Below are 16099 nucleotides of genomic sequence, written 5' to 3'. Positions count from 1 at the left end.
CGGTTTCGACCGGCCGACGGTCGCATCATCCTTTGCTGGCCGTTGGTGCGGTCATCTTGGGACCGTTCATCGCCAGCTTTCAGAGCCGCCTGCTCGGCATCGGGCTACCCGACATCAAGGGCGCGATGGGTCTCGGCTTCGACGAGGGCGCCTGGCTCAGCGCCGCCGCCGCTGCGCCGCAGATCCTGATCGCACCAGCTGTCGCCTGGCTCGCAACGGTCTTTGGGGTGCGTCGCCTGTTCGTGGGGCCGGCGTTGGCCTATGCGTACATCTCTTTGCTGATCCCGTTGGTCCACGATTATCGTCTGCAGTTGGCTCTCCATGTGCTGCACGGACTGTTGCTCGGCGTGTTCGTGCCTGCCACTATGATGGTCATTCTGCGAAACCTGCCGACGAAATGGTGGATCCCGGCGATGGCGGTCTATGCGTTCCGCCTGTCGTTTACGTCCAACGCAGGCGTCTCGCTGCTCGCGTTCTATGTTCAGACTGCCGGATGGCAATGGGTCTACTGGCAGGATGTGGCGGTCGCGCCGCTGATGGCCTTGTTGGCCTATTTCGGGGCTCCGAAGGAGCCGATCAACCGCGAGGTCCTGCTTCGTGCCGATTGGGGCGGCATGCTGCTGTTCGGTGCCGGTCTCATGTGTCTCTTTTTGGGGCTCGACCACGGCAACCGCCTGGACTGGACCTCTTCGGGAACGGTCATCGCGCTGCTTGCGGGTGCAGGCGTGTTGTTGATCTCGTTCCTCGTCCATGAGGCGATCGTTGCCGATCCATGGGCGAGTGCAGGGGTCATCCTGTCCCGCAACACGGGTCTGATGCTGTTGACGGCCCTGATGTTCCTGCTGACGAGCGTCTCCAATACGTCGCTGTTGCCGAATTTTCTGATCGCGATACGACAATTGCGGCCCGAGCAGATGGGGCCGCTGTTACTTGACTACGTCGCGCTTCCGCTTTTCGTCGTCACGCCCCTCACCGTCCTGCTTCTGCGGCGGGTCGATGCGCGTCTGGTGCTCACGGTTGGCATGGCGGCGCTGGGCATCGCCAGCTACCTCGGTACGCGGCTGACCGCCGATTGGAGCCTGGACGACTTCATCCCCATGGCGCTGCTTCAGTCGCTGGGGCTCGGAGCGACGTTTCTTGCGATCATCGTCTATGCGTTCGCCAATGCTGATTTCCGCCGAGCCACATCGTTCTCTGCCTATATTCAGGTGTTGCGGCTGGTCGGACCAGAGGTTGGCGCAGCCCTGATGACCACGGTCCTTCGGCAGCGGGAGCAGACCTATTCCTACCTGCTGGGTCTTCACGTTGCGTCCGGAGACCAGCGCGTGGCTCAGACTGTGGGGCGCCTGACTGGCGCCTATATGAGCCACGGCCCTGCCTCGGCGAACGCGCGCTCGCTGAGTTCCCTGTCGTCGATGGTCAGTCGACAGGCCAACGTCCTCGCCTATATCGACGGCTTCTGGCTGACGTTCGCGGCCGCCGTCATCGGACTCTGCGCTGTCATCTTCATGACAGCTGCACCGCCGGGGCCGCTCACGCCGAGAGGCGGTGCGCCATGAGGGATTGCCTCACCGCGCGAGAGAGGATGATTGCTTCCAGACCGAGACATTATTCCAGGCCGCGACATGAAACGCGACGCGCGGCAGGTGAAGACTACCGGGTCTGAAGTTCACGCTTGCTGCCGAGCTGAGTTGGGGCAGCGATCGAATGCCGGGACACGAAATCGAGCAAGGCGGTTCGCGCCGCACCATCCGGCGCGAGCAACTGCCCATGCGTGCCGAACAGCGTCACGGCGACTTCGATCTCTCCCTGCCAGTTCGTGATCGCGGACGAAATCGCATTCAAACCGGGAATGAAGCGGCCGTCGACCTGCGCAATACGCTCGCGCCGAATTGCCTTCGTCAATGCCTCGACGCTTGCCATGTCCGGCGTGAGATCCGGCCAGCTGACTCCGGCTGCCACGGCCCGGTCGAGTTCGAGCGCCAGTCGGACGGCGAGCTGCTGATGCGGCAGATAAGAGAGAAAGGCGCGACCGGTCGCCGAATCCAGCAGCGGGAACGTGCTGCCGAGCCCGATCGACGTCGTCGTCAGGTTGGGACCTCTCTCCAGCGCGACGACCGTCGGGCCGCTGTCGCTCCAGACGGCGAGCAGCGCGGCCTGGCCAGTCGCCCTGGCGAGTTCCTCGAGCTCCTGCGTCGCCCGGACGACGAAATTGTTGCGGCCAATGGCGGCAACGCCGAGCATTGCTGCCTCGCGCCCCAAATCATAGCGCCCGGAGCGCTCCCTCTGCACGGCGAGTCCGGCATGGATGAAGCTCGCCAAATAGCGATGCACCTTGCTCGGAGGCATGCCTGCTTCGCGGGCGATATCCGACAGGGCTGCCGGCCCGTCGAAGGAGCGCAGGACACGAAGCACCACGAGCGCAGCGTCGAGCGCCTGGATGCCGCCTGGCGCTGTGCCGCTGCCGTCGTCGTCAGTGTCCTTTGCCCTTGTGCGTTTCATGTCAGCAGTTCCCTGAACTCCTGCGGCACGCTTGCGCCGCGGAGTTCGCCCTTGTCCGAGACGGAGGCCCAGGCGCGCTGTTCGAAGCCGCTGGCCACCGGCACCGTCCTTACCGAGAGCTTGTAGTCGATTCGAAAACGCCGCTCCTGCCACTCGGTCACTTCGGCGCGGACGATCATTTCATCGTCATAGCGCGCAGGAGCTAAGAAGTGAGCGCCGACATTGACGAGTGGCGTGACGCTCCCGAAGCGGCGGCGCAGCTCGCGCTGGCTCAATCCGAGCTCGCGCAGCCAGCGCTGATAAGTGCAGTCCAGCCAATAGAAGTAGTTGGGATAAAAGACGATTCCCGCTTCGTCGCAATCGCCCCATTCGATCGTGAAGGCTGTCTCGAACATCCGAAATCCTTGCTGAGTGGCGTTGGGGCTAAGCCTAACCGCCTCGCCCGTATTGCGTATAACGCAATTGCTTTGCGTCAGTGAAATTTTATCTTGCGTAATATGGAAATGATTGCATAATAAGGAAAGAAGCGGGTCAACGATAAGGAAGAGGAACGTCATGCGGTTCAATCGCATCGCGGTGCTGGGGGGAGGCCCTGCCGGCCTGTATTTCGGGTCGCTTTGGAAGCGCCGGCATCCGGACGATCAGGTCGATCTGTTCGAGCGCAATCCCGAAGGCGCCACCTGGGGATTTGGCGTGGTGTTCTCCGACAGGGCGCTCGACTTCCTTCGCGCTGACGATCCCGAAATGGTCGATGCCGTCACCGCTCGCATGGAGACATGGCGCGACATCACGTTCGTTCACCGCGGAGAGCGCGTCGTGCTCGATGGCGTCGGCTTTTCTGCAGTCGGCCGGCTCGATTTCATCACGCAATTGACCGAGCGGGCGCGATCCGCAGGTGTCAACCTGCGGTTCGGCACCGTCGTGCGTTCGGTCGATGAGCTCGCGCAGTATGATCTGATCGTCGCTGCCGACGGGGTGAACTCGCTGGTCCGACGGACCTATGAAGGCGACTTCAGAACCTCGCTGTCATACGATGATAACAAGTTCGCCTGGTATGGCACGACGAAGCGCTTCGAGACGCTGACCCAGACCTTTGTCGAAACGGAGCTCGGCAGCTTCAACGCTCACCACTACCGGTACTCGCCGACGATGAGCACGTTCATCGTCGAGTGCGACCGCGCAACCTGGCTGCGGGCCGGTTTTGCGGACAAGACGGAAGAGGAGAGCAGGGCGCTTTGCGAGAAGGTGTTCGCGGACACCCTCGAGGGGCATCCGCTCGTCGCCAACAAATCGATCTGGCGAAACTTTCCCTGGTTGTGGAACGATCGCTGGTCTCATCGTAACATGGTGCTCGTCGGCGATGCGCTGCATACCGCGCATTTCTCGATCGGCTCGGGAACGCGCCTGGCGCTCGAGGACGTCATTGCCCTCGTTCACGCGCTCGATAGCGAGCCGCAGGACCTGCGCCGGGCGCTGGAAGCCTATGAGGCGGCACGTCGTCCGGTGGTGGAGACCCTGGTCCGCGCCGCGAAGACGAGCGCATCCTGGTATGAGCGCTTTCCGGAGCACATGAAGCTCGCACCGCTGGATTTCAGCTACAGCTACATCACGAGGTCCGGCCGGATCGACGATCGTCAACTTCGCGAGATGTCGCCGCGCTTCATGGAGCGCTACGATGCGCATTCGTCGCAATGCTCGATCGCGCGGCAATGAGGAGTGCTCCCATGACCGATCGGCCATCTTCGACGATCGTGGACCACGTCCCCAACGATACCGACGGGGCGCGCGAGATCGGTTTCGACGTCCCGCAGCGCTACAATGCCAGCGAAATCCTGTTCGGGAATCTCCAGGCGGGACGCGCCGACAAGATCGCCATCCATGCCGCGGCCGGCGATGTCAGCTATGGCGAACTCTGCGCGCGGGCGGCGAGAGCCGGACACGCGCTCACGTCTCTGGGTCTCGCTGCAGGCCAGCGTGTGCTGCTGCTCCTGAACGACACTGCAACCTATCCGGCGGTCCTGTTCGGAGCGATCCGCGCCGGGTATGTTCCGATGCTGATCAACACGATGTCGCCCAAGGAGCTGATCGGATTCTACCTGACGGATTCCGAGGCGATCGTCGCGATCGTCGATGCCGAATACGCGCATCTGTTCGACGAAGAGACGATTTCGGACACGTCGTTGCGTACGCTGATCATCGTCGACGGCGAAGCGTTGTCCGCGCCCGTCTCCGTCGACGTGAGGAATGGCGACCAATGGTTCGCACAGTTTCCTGCGGAGCTCGATCCGGCGCCGACCACGCGCGACGACATGGCGTTCTGGATGTACAGCTCCGGAAGCACTGGCCGGCCAAAGGGGATCGTGCATCTGCAGCACGACATGGCCTACACCGCCGAGAGCTTCGGTCGCCACATTCTGGCGATCAAGGAGACCGATATCTGCTTTTCCGTACCGAAGATATTCTTCGCCTATGGCTTCGGCAACTCGATCACCTTCCCGTTCTCGGTCGGCGCCAGCACCGTCCTTCTCGCCAGCCGTCCCGAGCCCAACGCGGTGATCGAAGCGATCGAGAGGTTCAAGCCGACGCTCTTCTTCGGTCTGCCAACTCTCTACAATGCGCTGCTGCACCATCCGCGAATCGAGCGGGCCGATCTGTCGAGCGTTCGCCTCTGCCTGTCGGCCGCGGAGGTGCTGTCACAGGACATCTTCAACGCGTGGAAGCGTCGCTTCGGGCATGAGATCCTGGAAGGGCTGGGATCGACCGAGGCTCTGCACATCTATCTTTCGAACACGCCCCACCAGAAGAAGGTCGGAACGGCCGGTAGACGCGTGCCGGGTTACGAGATCCGGCTGACGACTCCGGAAGGTGAGCCCGTCCCGCGCGGCCAGGCCGGCGTGATGTGGGTGCGTGGTCACTCCAACGCGCCTTGCTACTGGAACCGGCCGGACAAGACCGAGCAGACCATGCGAGTCGGCGGCTGGATCTGGACTGGCGACCGGCTGGTCGAGGATGACGACGGGTTCTTCACCTTCGTGGGCCGTGTCGACGATCTCATCAAGGTCAGCGGCCAGTGGATCTATCCGATCGAAATCGAGCTGTGCCTGGCGGAGCATCCGGCCGTGCGCGAGTGCGCAGTGCTCGGGATGGAGCTTCCGGACCGCCGCATGACGACAAAGGCATTCGTCATTCTGCGCGACGAGTGTTCTGCGAGCGAGGCACTGACGCGCGAGCTTCAGGATCACGTCAAGTCGAAATTGCTGCCCTACAAATATCCGCGCTTGATCGAGTACTGGCCGGATCTGCCGAAGACCGGGACCGGCAAGATCGATCGGCAGAAGCTGCGTAGCGCCGCGTCCGCGGCCAGAACGACAGATTGACCGCTCAACGGCCTGGAAGCGCGCGCTTGCCGTTGGACCGAGGTTTCGCGAACAGACAACGGCCGGCGCCGATCACGTCCAGACCGACGATATCCCCAACATCCAAGAGATGACACGATGTCTCACGAGAGAATCATCGCCCCGACAGCCGACACACCTGAACGGCGGGCATTCTACGACAAGATCGACAAGAAAAATCTCTCGGCTCTCTGGTTGTCGTTGGCCGACCTCGTGACGCCGGAGCCGAGGAGCGCTTGTCTTCCGGCGTCCTGGCGGTTTGACGAGATCCGCACGCACATGATCGAGGCCGGAGATCTCATCACCACCAAGGAGGCCGAGCGAAGAGTTCTCGTTCTCGAGAATCCCGGACTGCGTGGGCAGTCCAAAATCACGACCGATCTCTATGCCGGCGTGCAACTGGTCATGCCGGGCGAAGTCGCTCCGGCGCACCGGCACACCCAGTCGGCGCTACGCTTCATCCTCGAGGGCGAGGGGGCCTACACGGCCGTGAACGGCGAGCGCACCATCATGCATGAGGGCGATTTCATCATCACGCCGCCGTGGGCCTGGCACGATCACGGCAACCCGGGCACTGACCCGATCTTCTGGCTGGATGGTCTGGATATTCCGGTGGTGCAGATGCTGGATGCGTCGTTCGCCGAGCATCTCGACGTCGACGAGCAGCCGATCACGCGACCGATCGGCGACAGTGACGCCCGCTACGGTCACAACCTCTTGCCCGTGGACCACAAGGGCGGTGGAGGCGCCTCGCCGGTGTTCAACTATCCCTATGCGCGCACGCGCGAAGCGCTCGACCGCCTGCAGCGGGCCGCCGCCTGGGATGCGTGCCACGGTCTGAAGATGCGATACACCAACCCGATCACCGGCAATCATGCCATGGCCACCATGGCGACCTTCATCCAGCTTCTGCCGAAGGGCTTTGCGACCGCGGCCTACCGCTCGACCGACGCGACGGTGTTCGTGCCGATCGAGGGGAGGGGACGCAGCATCATATCCGCCCGGTCCGGCGACGAGATGGTGGTCGACTGGAGCAGGCGGGACATCTTCGTCGTGCCCTCATGGCATCGCGTGCGTCACGAGGCCATCGATGGCGATGCCGTGATCTTCTCTTATTCCGATCGACCCATTCAGGAAGCGCTTCATCTGTTCCGGGAGGACCGTGGCAATGCGTGACGATACGACCCACAGCGAATTCGTTCTGCCGCCTCCGCCGCAGGCGTCCGTCGCCGTCAACGGCTCGTCGGCGCGCTTTCCTGTGCGGCGGATCATCTGTGTCGGCCGAAATTATGCGGCCCATGCCCGTGAAATGGGACGCGACCCCGATCGCGAGCCGCCGTTCTTCTTCATGAAGCCCGCCGATGCCGTCGTCGATGACGGCACCGCCGTTCCCTATCCGCCGCTGACCAACAATTTTCATTATGAGATCGAGCTGATCGTCGCCATCGGCCGATCCGGCGCGGATATCCCCTTGGACCGTGCGCTGGATCACGTCTGGGGCTACGGTGTAGGGATCGACCTGACGCGCCGCGATCTGCAGCTTCAGGCGCGCGAGCAAGGCCGTCCCTGGGACTGGGGCAAGGGGTTTGACTTCTCCGCGCCCATTGCGCCGTTGCGCCCGGTGTCCGAGGTCGGACATCCGAAAGCGGGACGAATCTGGCTGGCGGTCGACGGCGTGACCAAGCAGGACTCCGATATCTCGAAGCTGATCTGGCCGGTTCAGGATATCATCTCGATCTGTTCGCAGTCCATGTCTCTTCAAGCCGGTGACATCATCATGACGGGGACGCCGGAAGGCGTTGGTCCGGTGCAGCGCGGGCAAACCATGACTGGCGGAATCGTTGGCCTGGGAGAGATCCGCATACCGGTGAGCTAGTCGCTGATGTTGCGAGCGGGCGGGCTGCCGCTGGGGTGGCATTGACGTCATCGGTTGGTCGTTGTGCACCCATTCATCGCTCGTGATCGAGTGAAGCCATGCGACGTCATCCTTGGCGCCTATCGGATCACATCAGCTGCGCCGTCAGCGCGTCGGCGCCCCGGCGAATTCCGGCTCGTGCCGCCTCCAAGGGACCGATGGTCGCCAGGACATCGATAGCGAGCGGATACTGCTTGCTGACGAAGGAGCGCAAGAGCTTGCGCGACGCTCCGTCATAGATCTCGACGACATAGGTGACGGACCCCGAGAATGCCGCCTGCTTGTCTCCGACGGTCGCGATCGTGTTGAGAACTGCGCCTGCAGGAACGATCTTCGTCGCCGTCGAAATGACCTGCTTTGTGGTCTCGACGCCGGTCAGCGTCAAATGGATGCGCAAGACACCGGAGGCGGGCGCCGTCGCGGACGCAAATCGCTTGCCGAGTGCCGTCGAGAACTGGTTCTGCATGTAGGTCGCAAGCGCGTGCTTGTCGCCGTCGGAGAGATCTCCAAACTGGCTGTCGGCCCCTGCATAGATCGTGACGGGATCGAGAACGAAGCCGGAGTAATTGGTCCAGTTCGTTCCCGGCATCGCATAGGAGAAGGGAACGTGGTCGCTGTCGGCCGATGTGTTCGGGACCATGGCCGATGTTGCGGCAAGGCCCTGATATTTCACTGGGGCGGTGCTGGCGCAGCCCGCCAGCAGCGCTGCGCTCAGCAATGTCAGGGCGGAGGACGTCCTCGAAACGCACATGATCGAACTCACTTTGCAGGGTCTCGGATTGTCGATCGATTGCTGTGGCTCGGGCTGGTTGACTCGTTGCCGTGGTCGGGACGATCGCCTTGGATCGTCCGATTGCTATCGAGATCCGGAATTGGCAGCAGGGAGAGGCTGCAGCCTCTCCCTATGGAGGACGTCCGGCGGCGTTCGCTACGGACCGTAGTAGTAGCCGTAGGGCGCGTAGACGACCGGCGGGGGGACGTAAACGACGCGCGGCGGCGGAGGCGCGACATAGGCCACCGGCCGCGAGGCGGCCGCGGCACCGATGGCAGCTCCGACGGCGAGACCTGCAACAGCGCCGGCCGCGACATTGCCGCGGGCACAGCATGGACCGCGCCCCCAATAACCGGACCCGCGCCAGGTGCTGCCTGCGACCGTGCCGCCGCGAGGCCCTGTGGCGACAAATTGGCCGGCCTGGGCTGAAGGGCCGCTCGTGATGACCGCGGGCAGGGCGAGGGCAGAGACCAGCACCAATTTTCGTAACATGTGCGCTTCTCCTCTATGGTGAGCACGGCACTGATACGGTGCACGGTCGTCTGCGCGACATGTCTGTTGATATTTTCTTGGTGTCGCTCGTGATGGGCCGAGAGCAGTCCAGCCGAGACGCAGGCTGCTGCGCCGTGTCTGAGATCGGGTCAGGGGGCGGATCTCATTCCCGGGTCGGCGGCCAGCCCTCTCCGTCTGCTCTCGGGAGATAGTCTGGCCAGTGCATCCGTCAGTGGTCCATCGAAGGCTTCGTAGAAGGCGTCGGTGGCCGCACGCCAATTCTTGAACTCCTGCTGCACGGCGGCCGGGTCGAAAGGCTCGGCAGCGATGCGCGTAACGAGTTGTTGCCGCGCCTTGGCAAGACCTTTCAGCCCTTCCGCGTAGCTGGGCGCCGCATCCAGGACGGACTTCCGGAACACCGCAGCATCCTGAGGCGGCAGCGTGGCGGTGGCATTGGCGAGCACCCGTGCGACGGGATCGTTTAAGACGGCGGTCCCGCGCAACCCGGAGAGGGCGTGCCCGGCGAGAATCGCGATCAGGAAGATGTTGAGAACAATCGAGGCCGGCAGCGCTATGCGGCGCCAGTTGCGGCGAAGCGTGTCAGTCTGAGACATCTCGTCCGTCATTCTGAGAAGATGTGAATGGGCGCCATCTCGAGTGAGGACAGCAGATCGGCCGGTGGAGGCGCCGCGAGGAAGTGCGACCCGATCAGGACGCCGGCAGCGACGACGATCGTACTGCTGGTCGCGAACCTCAACCACCCGCGGTCCGCTCCGATGGCGTCGCAATTCTCCAGCACATTCCAGCCGAGCGCAAACACCGCAGATCTGCTCCAGGGCAAGGGTGCGATACGGGCGGCAACACCCGATCTCAACCGCGCCAAGGCCGCGGCGTGCTCCCCGGGCGACCAGAGGACCATGTCCTCGCGGCGCCGTGCCGCTTCCATTGCGACATCGAGCTCCCGCTCCCGATCCAACACAGCGCGTGCCGCGGCGGATGCATCGCGCAGCGCCATTGCTTTCGACCTCAGCTCCGCGGGCCAGCGATCGAGATCTGCTCCGTAGCTTTCCGCGAGTGAGGTAAACTCGTCGAGCGACCACATTCTAATCACCCTTTCCAACGTATCCGGTGTGAAGCCTGTCACGCAGCGCGGTTCGCGCGCGGGCCAGCAATCGCTCCACAGCTTTGGCCGACAGCCCGAGGATGCGCGCCGCTTCCGCACCCGACAGCCCTTCATCATAGACCAGCGTCACGGCAGCCCGCTGGTTCTCCGGCAGTGCCCGCAGCGCCGCAGCGAGAGCTGCGTCGCGCTCGCTCGCAGCCATGGCCTCGTCCACCGGCGCGCCGGGGTCGATCGCATCGAAGTCCTCTGGCATCGTCTCTGGCCATACCCGCCGGCGCTGATCGATGCACAGGTTGACGACGATCCTATAGAGCCAGGTTCGGAACTGAGCTCGGCTCGGATCGAAGCGGCGCGCCTGCTTCCAGGCCCGAACCATCGCCTCCTGCGCGGCATCTTCGGCGTCTCGCCGGTCCGAAATCAGGCGAGCAGCGACATTCAGCGCGAATTGGCCGTGGCGCAGGACGATTTCGTCGAACGCTCGTCTGTCGCCTTCAGCCGACCAGCACAGGAGCTCGTCATCTGCCGCGTTGCCATAAGCGCGGAGCTTAGCCACGCCGAGGCTCCCGGTCTGGATCGCCGGTAACCGGCACTCCCCCCAACTGACCTCCAGCCATGATACCGCTACGCATCCTGCTCGCATGGGTGTCGTCCTCGTCATCAGCGGCCGACGTGACTGATACGGAGGACGCGGACCTTTCCCCCGGATCTGTGGACAGATTCGTCGGTGACTGCGCAGACGCGACTGCTGGTCCACCGCTTGCGGAGCCGCGTCAGGTCCAACGGATCACGCCGAGAACAATTTTCAGCCGCATTGCGTCGCATCGCATCGTGGGATCCGTACAACAAGGACAATTGAACTGAGCAGCGCGAGAGGGGACATGCAATTCGTCTGTACTCCGGAACATCATTTCGCCATCGTTCGAGCGGCCGACTTGCCGTGCGATGGCGGTGACATCGGTGTTTTGTCCGACGGAAGTGTTCAGGCAGCCGACCGCTGCCCTGCTTTCAGGCTGCTGCGTCATCACATCAAGAATGCGCTGCAACGGATCATCTCGCAATGTGAGACGAGCGCCTTGCGCAGCACACCATCAGGCGCTGCGCTTGCCGATGATATCCTTCGCCGCATACTGCTTTCGGCGGAGATCTCCGACGCTCTTTTTGGATTCACGGCGCCTCCTGCCGGCTTCGAACGGCGTTTCAGCTCCCTGGTCAGGGCTACGATCGCTCTGCTGAGCGACTGCGATCAGGCAATCCAGGCCAGGGTACAGGTTGCAGGACATTGTCCGGCGCCGATCGTTCCCGTGGTGCTTCAGGTCGGGCATGAACTGGTGGGCAACGCGGTCAGACATGGAATGCACATGCGTGCGACTGGGACGATCCTCGTTTCGCTGCGCGTCTCGTCCACGGGACATGTTCGCCTGACAGTCAGTGATGATGGCTGGGGACCTGGCGGCGCGGGTCAAGGCGAGGGCGGGGCAATCATCAAGGAGCTCATCGCGCCGTATCGGGGCTCGGCGAATTTGACGCGACGTGATGGGCTGACGGTCGCGGACATATCGATACCAGCCAAAGGTGTGTGACGTGGCCCGACGGCAACGATCCTGATGGAACAGACAGGGTCTGAACAGGTGAGCGGCGCGTATCTCGGCGGCGTGCTCGGTGCGATTCTGGATCGAGGGGCCAAGCATGGCACGACATGATGACGCGGAGTGTGGTCTGATGGTTGCCCGTCACCAGGGGTAATCCGTCGGATTGGAGGAGCCACGTCTGTGGCGTGCCTCGCTCGCTGCCGCTGGGACAAAAAATCTGTATTCGCAGGCGGCCGACGATCGTCCGCCCCCCCTAGATTTTCAGTCTCACCGCGATCGATTTGGCCGCCGGTGTCTTCGACTGCTGATCGTGATGCGATAGCGGCATGAGCGGATTCATCTCCGGATAGTACGAGCCGACGCACCCGGCAGGCAGGCTGAACGGCGTCACCTTCAACGGTCCCGCCTCGCGGTGGATGCCATCCTGCGCGTCGCTGATCAGCGAGACCATCTGTCCCTCCCGCAGTCCGGCCTTGGCGATGTCGTCGGGATTCATCAGCAGCACCTGACGGGTGCCCTCGATACCGCGCAGGCGGTCGCTGAATCCGTAGATCGTCGTGTTGAACTGGTCGTTGCTGCGCATCGTCAGCAGCCGGTAGCGTCCGGGTGCGTCGTCGAAGCCAGCGGCGTCCAGGGTGTCGGGGACGGTGAACTCGGCCTTGCCGCTGTTGGTCTTCCAGATTCGCTCGCGTGCGGAATTGCCGCGATAGAATCCGCCCGGCGTGAACATCCGTTCGTTGAAATCGTGGAATTCGTCCGGGTAGGTCTGCGCGATCAGATGCCTGATCAGGGCGTAGTTGCCGACCCATTCGCGCCACTTCGGCCTGGGATGGGGCGGCACGGTTGCCTCGGCCAGACTGGCGACGATATCGACCTCCGATTTGAGATGCTCGCTTGCCGGCTTCCGCAACCCGATCGAGCCCTGGATGCAGCTGAACGTGTCCTCCATCGACACGGCTTGAGGCCCGCTGGCCTGCATGTCCTGTTCGGTGCGGCCGCGACAGGGCAGCAGATAGGCGGTCCTGCCGTTCACCAGATGACTGCGGTTGAGCTTGGTCGCGATCTGGACCGTCAGGTCCATCCTGCGCCATGCACGTTCCATCGCCTCACGCTCCGGTATCGCCCGGACGAAGTTTCCGCCAAGGCCGAAAAAGGCTTTGACCTTCCCCGAGAGAATGCCTTCGCAGGCTTCGACCGTGTTCATCCCCTTGTCGCGGGGCGGATCGAATCCGAACTGTTCGGCGATCTTGTCGAGCGGCACCAGCTCCGGCTTTTCGGAGATGCCGACGGTGCGCTGTCCCTGCACGCTCGAATGCCCGCGGACCGGAGATATTCCGGTCCCGTCGCGGCCGATATTGCCCCTCAGCAGCAGCATGTTGACGAACATGGCGATATTCTCGAAGCCGTGAACATGCTGGGTCAGGCCCATCCCGTAGACGCCGATCACGCGGTCAGCCTTGACGTAGATCTCTGCAGCCCGCTCGATCGCGCCCTGGCTCAAGCCGGACTTCGCTTCGATCTCGGAGCATGAAGTCCCGCGCACCTTGGCCTCGAAGTCTTCGAACCCCTGGGTGTGTTGTTCAATGAAGGGGACGTCGAGAACCCGTTGTCCCTCGGCCTTGGCCGCGTCGTCAGCTGCGAACACATGCTTGCAGATGCCCAGCATGACAGCGATATCGCCGCCGAGCCGGACCTCGTGATATTGCGTGCTGATCGGCGTCTCGCTGCCGGTCAGCATCTCCGCCGGGTTCTGCGGGTTGGTGAACGCAATCAGGCCCTTCTCGCGCACCGGATTGAACGTGACGATCGGCACCCCGCGCTTCGCGGCATCCTGCAGCGGATGCAGGAAGCGAGGGCTGTTGAAGCCGGTATTCTGGCCGAAGAAGAACATGGCGTCGCAATTCTTCAGGTCGTCGAACACGACCGTCCCGACGCCGGCGCCGATGACCTTCTTCAGGGCCACTGAGGTGGTCTCGTGGCACATGTTCGAGCTGTCGGGCAGATTGTTGTTGCCGTAGGCGCGTGCGAACAGCGCGTAGAGGTAGGACGTTTCCAGGCTTGCCCGACCGGACGAATAGAAGATGACGGACTTCGGATCGAGCCGACGGAGCTCTGCGCCGATCGCGTCGAAAGCCTCCTCCCACCGGAGCGTGGTGAGCTCCCACAGCGTGGCCTTGGCTCCGTTTTCGCAAAACTCGAAGGTGTGGTAGTCCGCGGGCTTCGCCCAGGAGCAGGACACGCACATGAACCCCTTGGGCCTGTTCTGCCGCGCCAGGGTCTCAAGCGCCGCCGGCGTGGTCCACTCCTTGCCGAAGATCCGTGCGATGCCGCGCAGCGATCCCCAGCCGCCGCTGGGCCCTTCGTAATGGACTGTTTGCTCGTGTTCCTGAAGGCTCTTATGATCGGCGTGGGACATCTTCAACTCAGTACGGCACGAGCCCCGCACGCAGCCAACGCATATGCGATGCCGCAGTTCCTGAGCTCAGTTGGAGGACGATCGCGATCGCAGCTTGCAGGAAGGGTGGGGCCGTTGCCGAGTGGCTCAGCCTACCGTGCCGCGGGGGACTAGATCTTCCGATCTGCCGCGTATCCTTGCAGCGCGCGGGCCGCGGCTATCAGAGGACGGCCGCTTTTGCCGGCGCCTGTTCTTTGAACCGCGGCGGACTGTCGGCTGGTGCAGGGCGCAACCGCCAATTTGCCGTCGATCAATGGCTGATCCGGAGCAGGTTCCGCACGGCCGGCCGCCATTCGCCGGTCATGGTGTATTCGAGTCCGAGGCGTGCACCGCAGGTGATCGCGAGCATGGTCAGCGGCGCCGACAGCGCGAGCGTCGAGAACGCCGAGAGGCCTTGGCCGATGGTGCAGCCCATCGACATGATGCCGCCGGTGCCCATCAGCAGCGCGCCGACCATGTGACGTTTCAGTTCGCGCGCGTCGTCGCAGGCCTCCCAGCGAAACACGCGCGAGAACATCGCCGCGACGAAGGAGCCCAGGATCACGCCCGCCACCGAGCCGATCGCGAAATCGGCACGGCTGCCGGACAGCGTCGCGATATAGAGCACGGTGTTGCCGAGCGGGGCGACGAATGTCAGCGAGGCCAAGCGCGCCGGATCGAAATCGTCGTTGCCGAGCCAGCCGGTGGCGAACCAGCCGAACGCGACCGCGCCGCCGACGGCGAGGCCCGAGAGCAGCAGCCGTGGCGATCTGACGAGTCGTCCGTCGGCCAGCGCCCAGGCGGCCAGCGCGACGGCCGCGATGGAGACGACGGCCGGCCGCGCATATGATCCAAGCACCGCCGACAGCAGAACGTCGATGCCCTGGCTCATCGTCTCCGGCAGGCGCAGCGACAGCGGCTCGATGAGTCCAACGCGCAGGAATCCGGTGAGCCCGCGCATTGCAGCCAGGGCCGAGACGCCGAGCACCAGGAACACGACGATGGCGCGCAGATCGCCGCCGCCGATGCGGACCAGCGTGCCGAAGCCGCAGGTGCCGACCAGCGCCATGCCGATCCCGAACACAAAGCCGCCCAGGATGGCGCCGCCGAGCGGAATGGATGAGGTCAGATAGATGGAGCGCGAGAGATCGATGAGGCCGAAGCTCGCGAGCAATTGGGTGGCCACCAGCGCCACTGCCGCAGCCAGGGCGAAGGATTTGAGGCGCCGCGTATCCGCACCGAAAAACGCGTCCTCCAGCATCGCAAGCGTACAGAACCGGCCGGCGCGCCCGGCAACGCCGAGAACGCCGCCTGCCAGTACACCGCACATGAACGTCAATGCTGACGGACTGAGCATTGCCCCCGATGTCCTTGTTTTCGTCCCGGCATTGTGCGCCAGGATCGGCGGCGAAGCCAGACCTCCTGCCGCGCCCGCTGCTTGCGGCTCGCGCCTGCCTGCGGCGGGAGCCGGATGGTCAGCGAGGGCGATTGCGATGCGACGAATGTCAGCGGCGGCGCTTGCGGACCGGCTCACAGAAGACGTCGTAGATTGCCGTCAGGATCTTGCGGACGTCCTCGCTGGCGAGGCTGTAGTAGATCGTCTTGCCCTCGCGCCGCGTCGTCACCAGCCGGTCGAGCCGGAGACGGGCGAGCTGCTGGGAGACGGTCGACTGCCGCTCGCCCAGGAACTGTTCGAGCTCGGTGACGGATTTTTCGCCTTCGGAGAGGATGCAGAGCAGCAGAAGCCTGGACTCGTGGGACAGCGCCTTCAGCATCTCGCTGGCCTCTCGCGCCTTCTCGATCATCTGCTCGAGCTCGGCGGAGGTTTCGATGTCCTTCAACTTCGGCAGCGGCATGAATTCTGGATCCTCGATTGT

Annotated in this window: 16 protein-coding genes; 6 read left to right on the top strand and 10 right to left on the bottom strand. The window is 63.5% G+C overall.

Features of this window, described 5'->3' with window-relative positions; all coding sequences use genetic code 11:
- Window positions 1-32 precede the first annotated feature (32 nt).
- A complete protein-coding gene (locus ACVIJ6_RS32410) occupies window positions 33-1559 on the top strand; it encodes an MFS transporter (RefSeq protein WP_456776038.1) in 1527 nt (508 codons plus the stop codon).
- Between the two features lie 94 nt (window positions 1560-1653).
- Here ACVIJ6_RS32410 and ACVIJ6_RS32405 read toward each other — a convergent pair whose 3' ends face one another.
- Both ACVIJ6_RS32405 and ACVIJ6_RS32400 read right to left on the bottom strand, forming a co-directional pair.
- A complete protein-coding gene (locus ACVIJ6_RS32405; RefSeq protein WP_456776037.1) occupies window positions 1654-2502 on the bottom strand; it encodes an IclR family transcriptional regulator in 849 nt (282 codons plus the stop codon).
- Window positions 2499-3059, bottom strand: a complete 561-nt coding sequence (locus tag ACVIJ6_RS32400) for an acyl-CoA thioesterase (protein ID WP_456776036.1) — start codon at window positions 3057-3059, stop codon at window positions 2499-2501. Before ACVIJ6_RS32400 ends, ACVIJ6_RS32405 begins: the two co-directional genes overlap by 4 nt.
- Here ACVIJ6_RS32400 and ACVIJ6_RS32395 point away from each other — a divergent pair.
- The 4 genes from ACVIJ6_RS32395 (at window position 3058) to ACVIJ6_RS32380 (ending at window position 7773) form a co-directional block, all read left to right on the top strand.
- Complete coding sequence (locus ACVIJ6_RS32395; RefSeq protein WP_456776035.1) at window positions 3058-4215, top strand: FAD-dependent monooxygenase; 1158 nt, start codon at window positions 3058-3060, stop codon at window positions 4213-4215. The two genes, ACVIJ6_RS32400 and ACVIJ6_RS32395, sit on opposite strands and share 2 nt — an antisense overlap.
- A gap of 11 nt (window positions 4216-4226) precedes the next feature.
- The gene (locus ACVIJ6_RS32390; RefSeq protein WP_456776034.1) at window positions 4227-5879 is read left to right on the top strand and encodes a benzoate-CoA ligase family protein; all 1653 of its coding nucleotides are present in this window, start codon (window positions 4227-4229) and stop codon (window positions 5877-5879) included.
- A gap of 117 nt (window positions 5880-5996) precedes the next feature.
- Complete coding sequence (gtdA, locus tag ACVIJ6_RS32385; protein WP_456776033.1) at window positions 5997-7073, top strand: gentisate 1,2-dioxygenase; 1077 nt, start codon at window positions 5997-5999, stop codon at window positions 7071-7073.
- Window positions 7066-7773, top strand: a complete 708-nt coding sequence (locus ACVIJ6_RS32380; RefSeq protein WP_456776032.1) for a fumarylacetoacetate hydrolase family protein — start codon at window positions 7066-7068, stop codon at window positions 7771-7773. Before gtdA ends, ACVIJ6_RS32380 begins: the two co-directional genes overlap by 8 nt.
- 127 nt (window positions 7774-7900) lie before the next feature.
- Here ACVIJ6_RS32380 and ACVIJ6_RS32375 read toward each other — a convergent pair whose 3' ends face one another.
- The 5 genes from ACVIJ6_RS32375 to ACVIJ6_RS32355 all read right to left on the bottom strand — a co-directional run bounded on the left by ACVIJ6_RS32375 (window position 7901) and on the right by ACVIJ6_RS32355 (window position 10752).
- On the bottom strand, window positions 7901-8563 hold the full coding sequence (locus ACVIJ6_RS32375; protein WP_456776031.1) for a DUF3313 domain-containing protein: 663 nt from the start codon (window positions 8561-8563) through the stop codon (window positions 7901-7903).
- 177 nt (window positions 8564-8740) lie between these two features.
- Window positions 8741-9076 (bottom strand): hypothetical protein, encoded by a 336-nt coding sequence (locus ACVIJ6_RS32370; protein ID WP_456776030.1) that lies wholly within the window; start codon window positions 9074-9076, stop codon window positions 8741-8743.
- 149 nt (window positions 9077-9225) lie between these two features.
- Entirely contained in the window at window positions 9226-9702 is a 477-nt protein-coding gene (locus ACVIJ6_RS32365) for a periplasmic heavy metal sensor (protein WP_456776029.1), read from the bottom strand.
- Complete coding sequence (locus ACVIJ6_RS32360) at window positions 9699-10091, bottom strand: hypothetical protein (protein WP_456776028.1); 393 nt, start codon at window positions 10089-10091, stop codon at window positions 9699-9701. Before ACVIJ6_RS32360 ends, ACVIJ6_RS32365 begins: the two co-directional genes overlap by 4 nt.
- Before the next feature lie 88 nt (window positions 10092-10179).
- Window positions 10180-10752, bottom strand: a complete 573-nt coding sequence (locus ACVIJ6_RS32355) for a sigma-70 family RNA polymerase sigma factor (protein WP_456776027.1) — start codon at window positions 10750-10752, stop codon at window positions 10180-10182.
- A 325-nt stretch (window positions 10753-11077) separates the two neighbouring features.
- On the opposite strand from ACVIJ6_RS32355, the gene ACVIJ6_RS32350 reads away from it, so the two are divergent.
- Window positions 11078-11779 carry a hypothetical protein gene (locus ACVIJ6_RS32350; protein WP_456776026.1) on the top strand — a complete coding sequence of 234 codons (702 nt, stop codon included), beginning with the start codon at window positions 11078-11080 and terminating at the stop codon, window positions 11777-11779.
- Window positions 11780-12041: 262 nt separating this feature from the next.
- Here the strand turns inward: ACVIJ6_RS32350 and ACVIJ6_RS32345 are convergent, their stop codons facing one another.
- From ACVIJ6_RS32345 to ACVIJ6_RS32335, 3 genes are all read right to left on the bottom strand, one after another.
- Window positions 12042-14204 (bottom strand): FdhF/YdeP family oxidoreductase, encoded by a 2163-nt coding sequence (locus ACVIJ6_RS32345; protein ID WP_456776025.1) that lies wholly within the window; start codon window positions 14202-14204, stop codon window positions 12042-12044.
- 289 nt (window positions 14205-14493) lie between these two features.
- Entirely contained in the window at window positions 14494-15579 is a 1086-nt protein-coding gene (locus ACVIJ6_RS32340; RefSeq protein WP_456776024.1) for a YeeE/YedE family protein, read from the bottom strand.
- A gap of 148 nt (window positions 15580-15727) precedes the next feature.
- On the bottom strand, window positions 15728-16078 hold the full coding sequence (locus tag ACVIJ6_RS32335) for an ArsR/SmtB family transcription factor (protein WP_012043755.1): 351 nt from the start codon (window positions 16076-16078) through the stop codon (window positions 15728-15730).
- Window positions 16079-16099 lie beyond the last annotated feature (21 nt).

Source organism: Bradyrhizobium sp. USDA 4369, assembly GCF_054056435.1.
The sequence above is the reverse complement of the archived record's forward strand: the minus strand, read 5'-3'. Positions and strand labels throughout refer to the sequence as shown.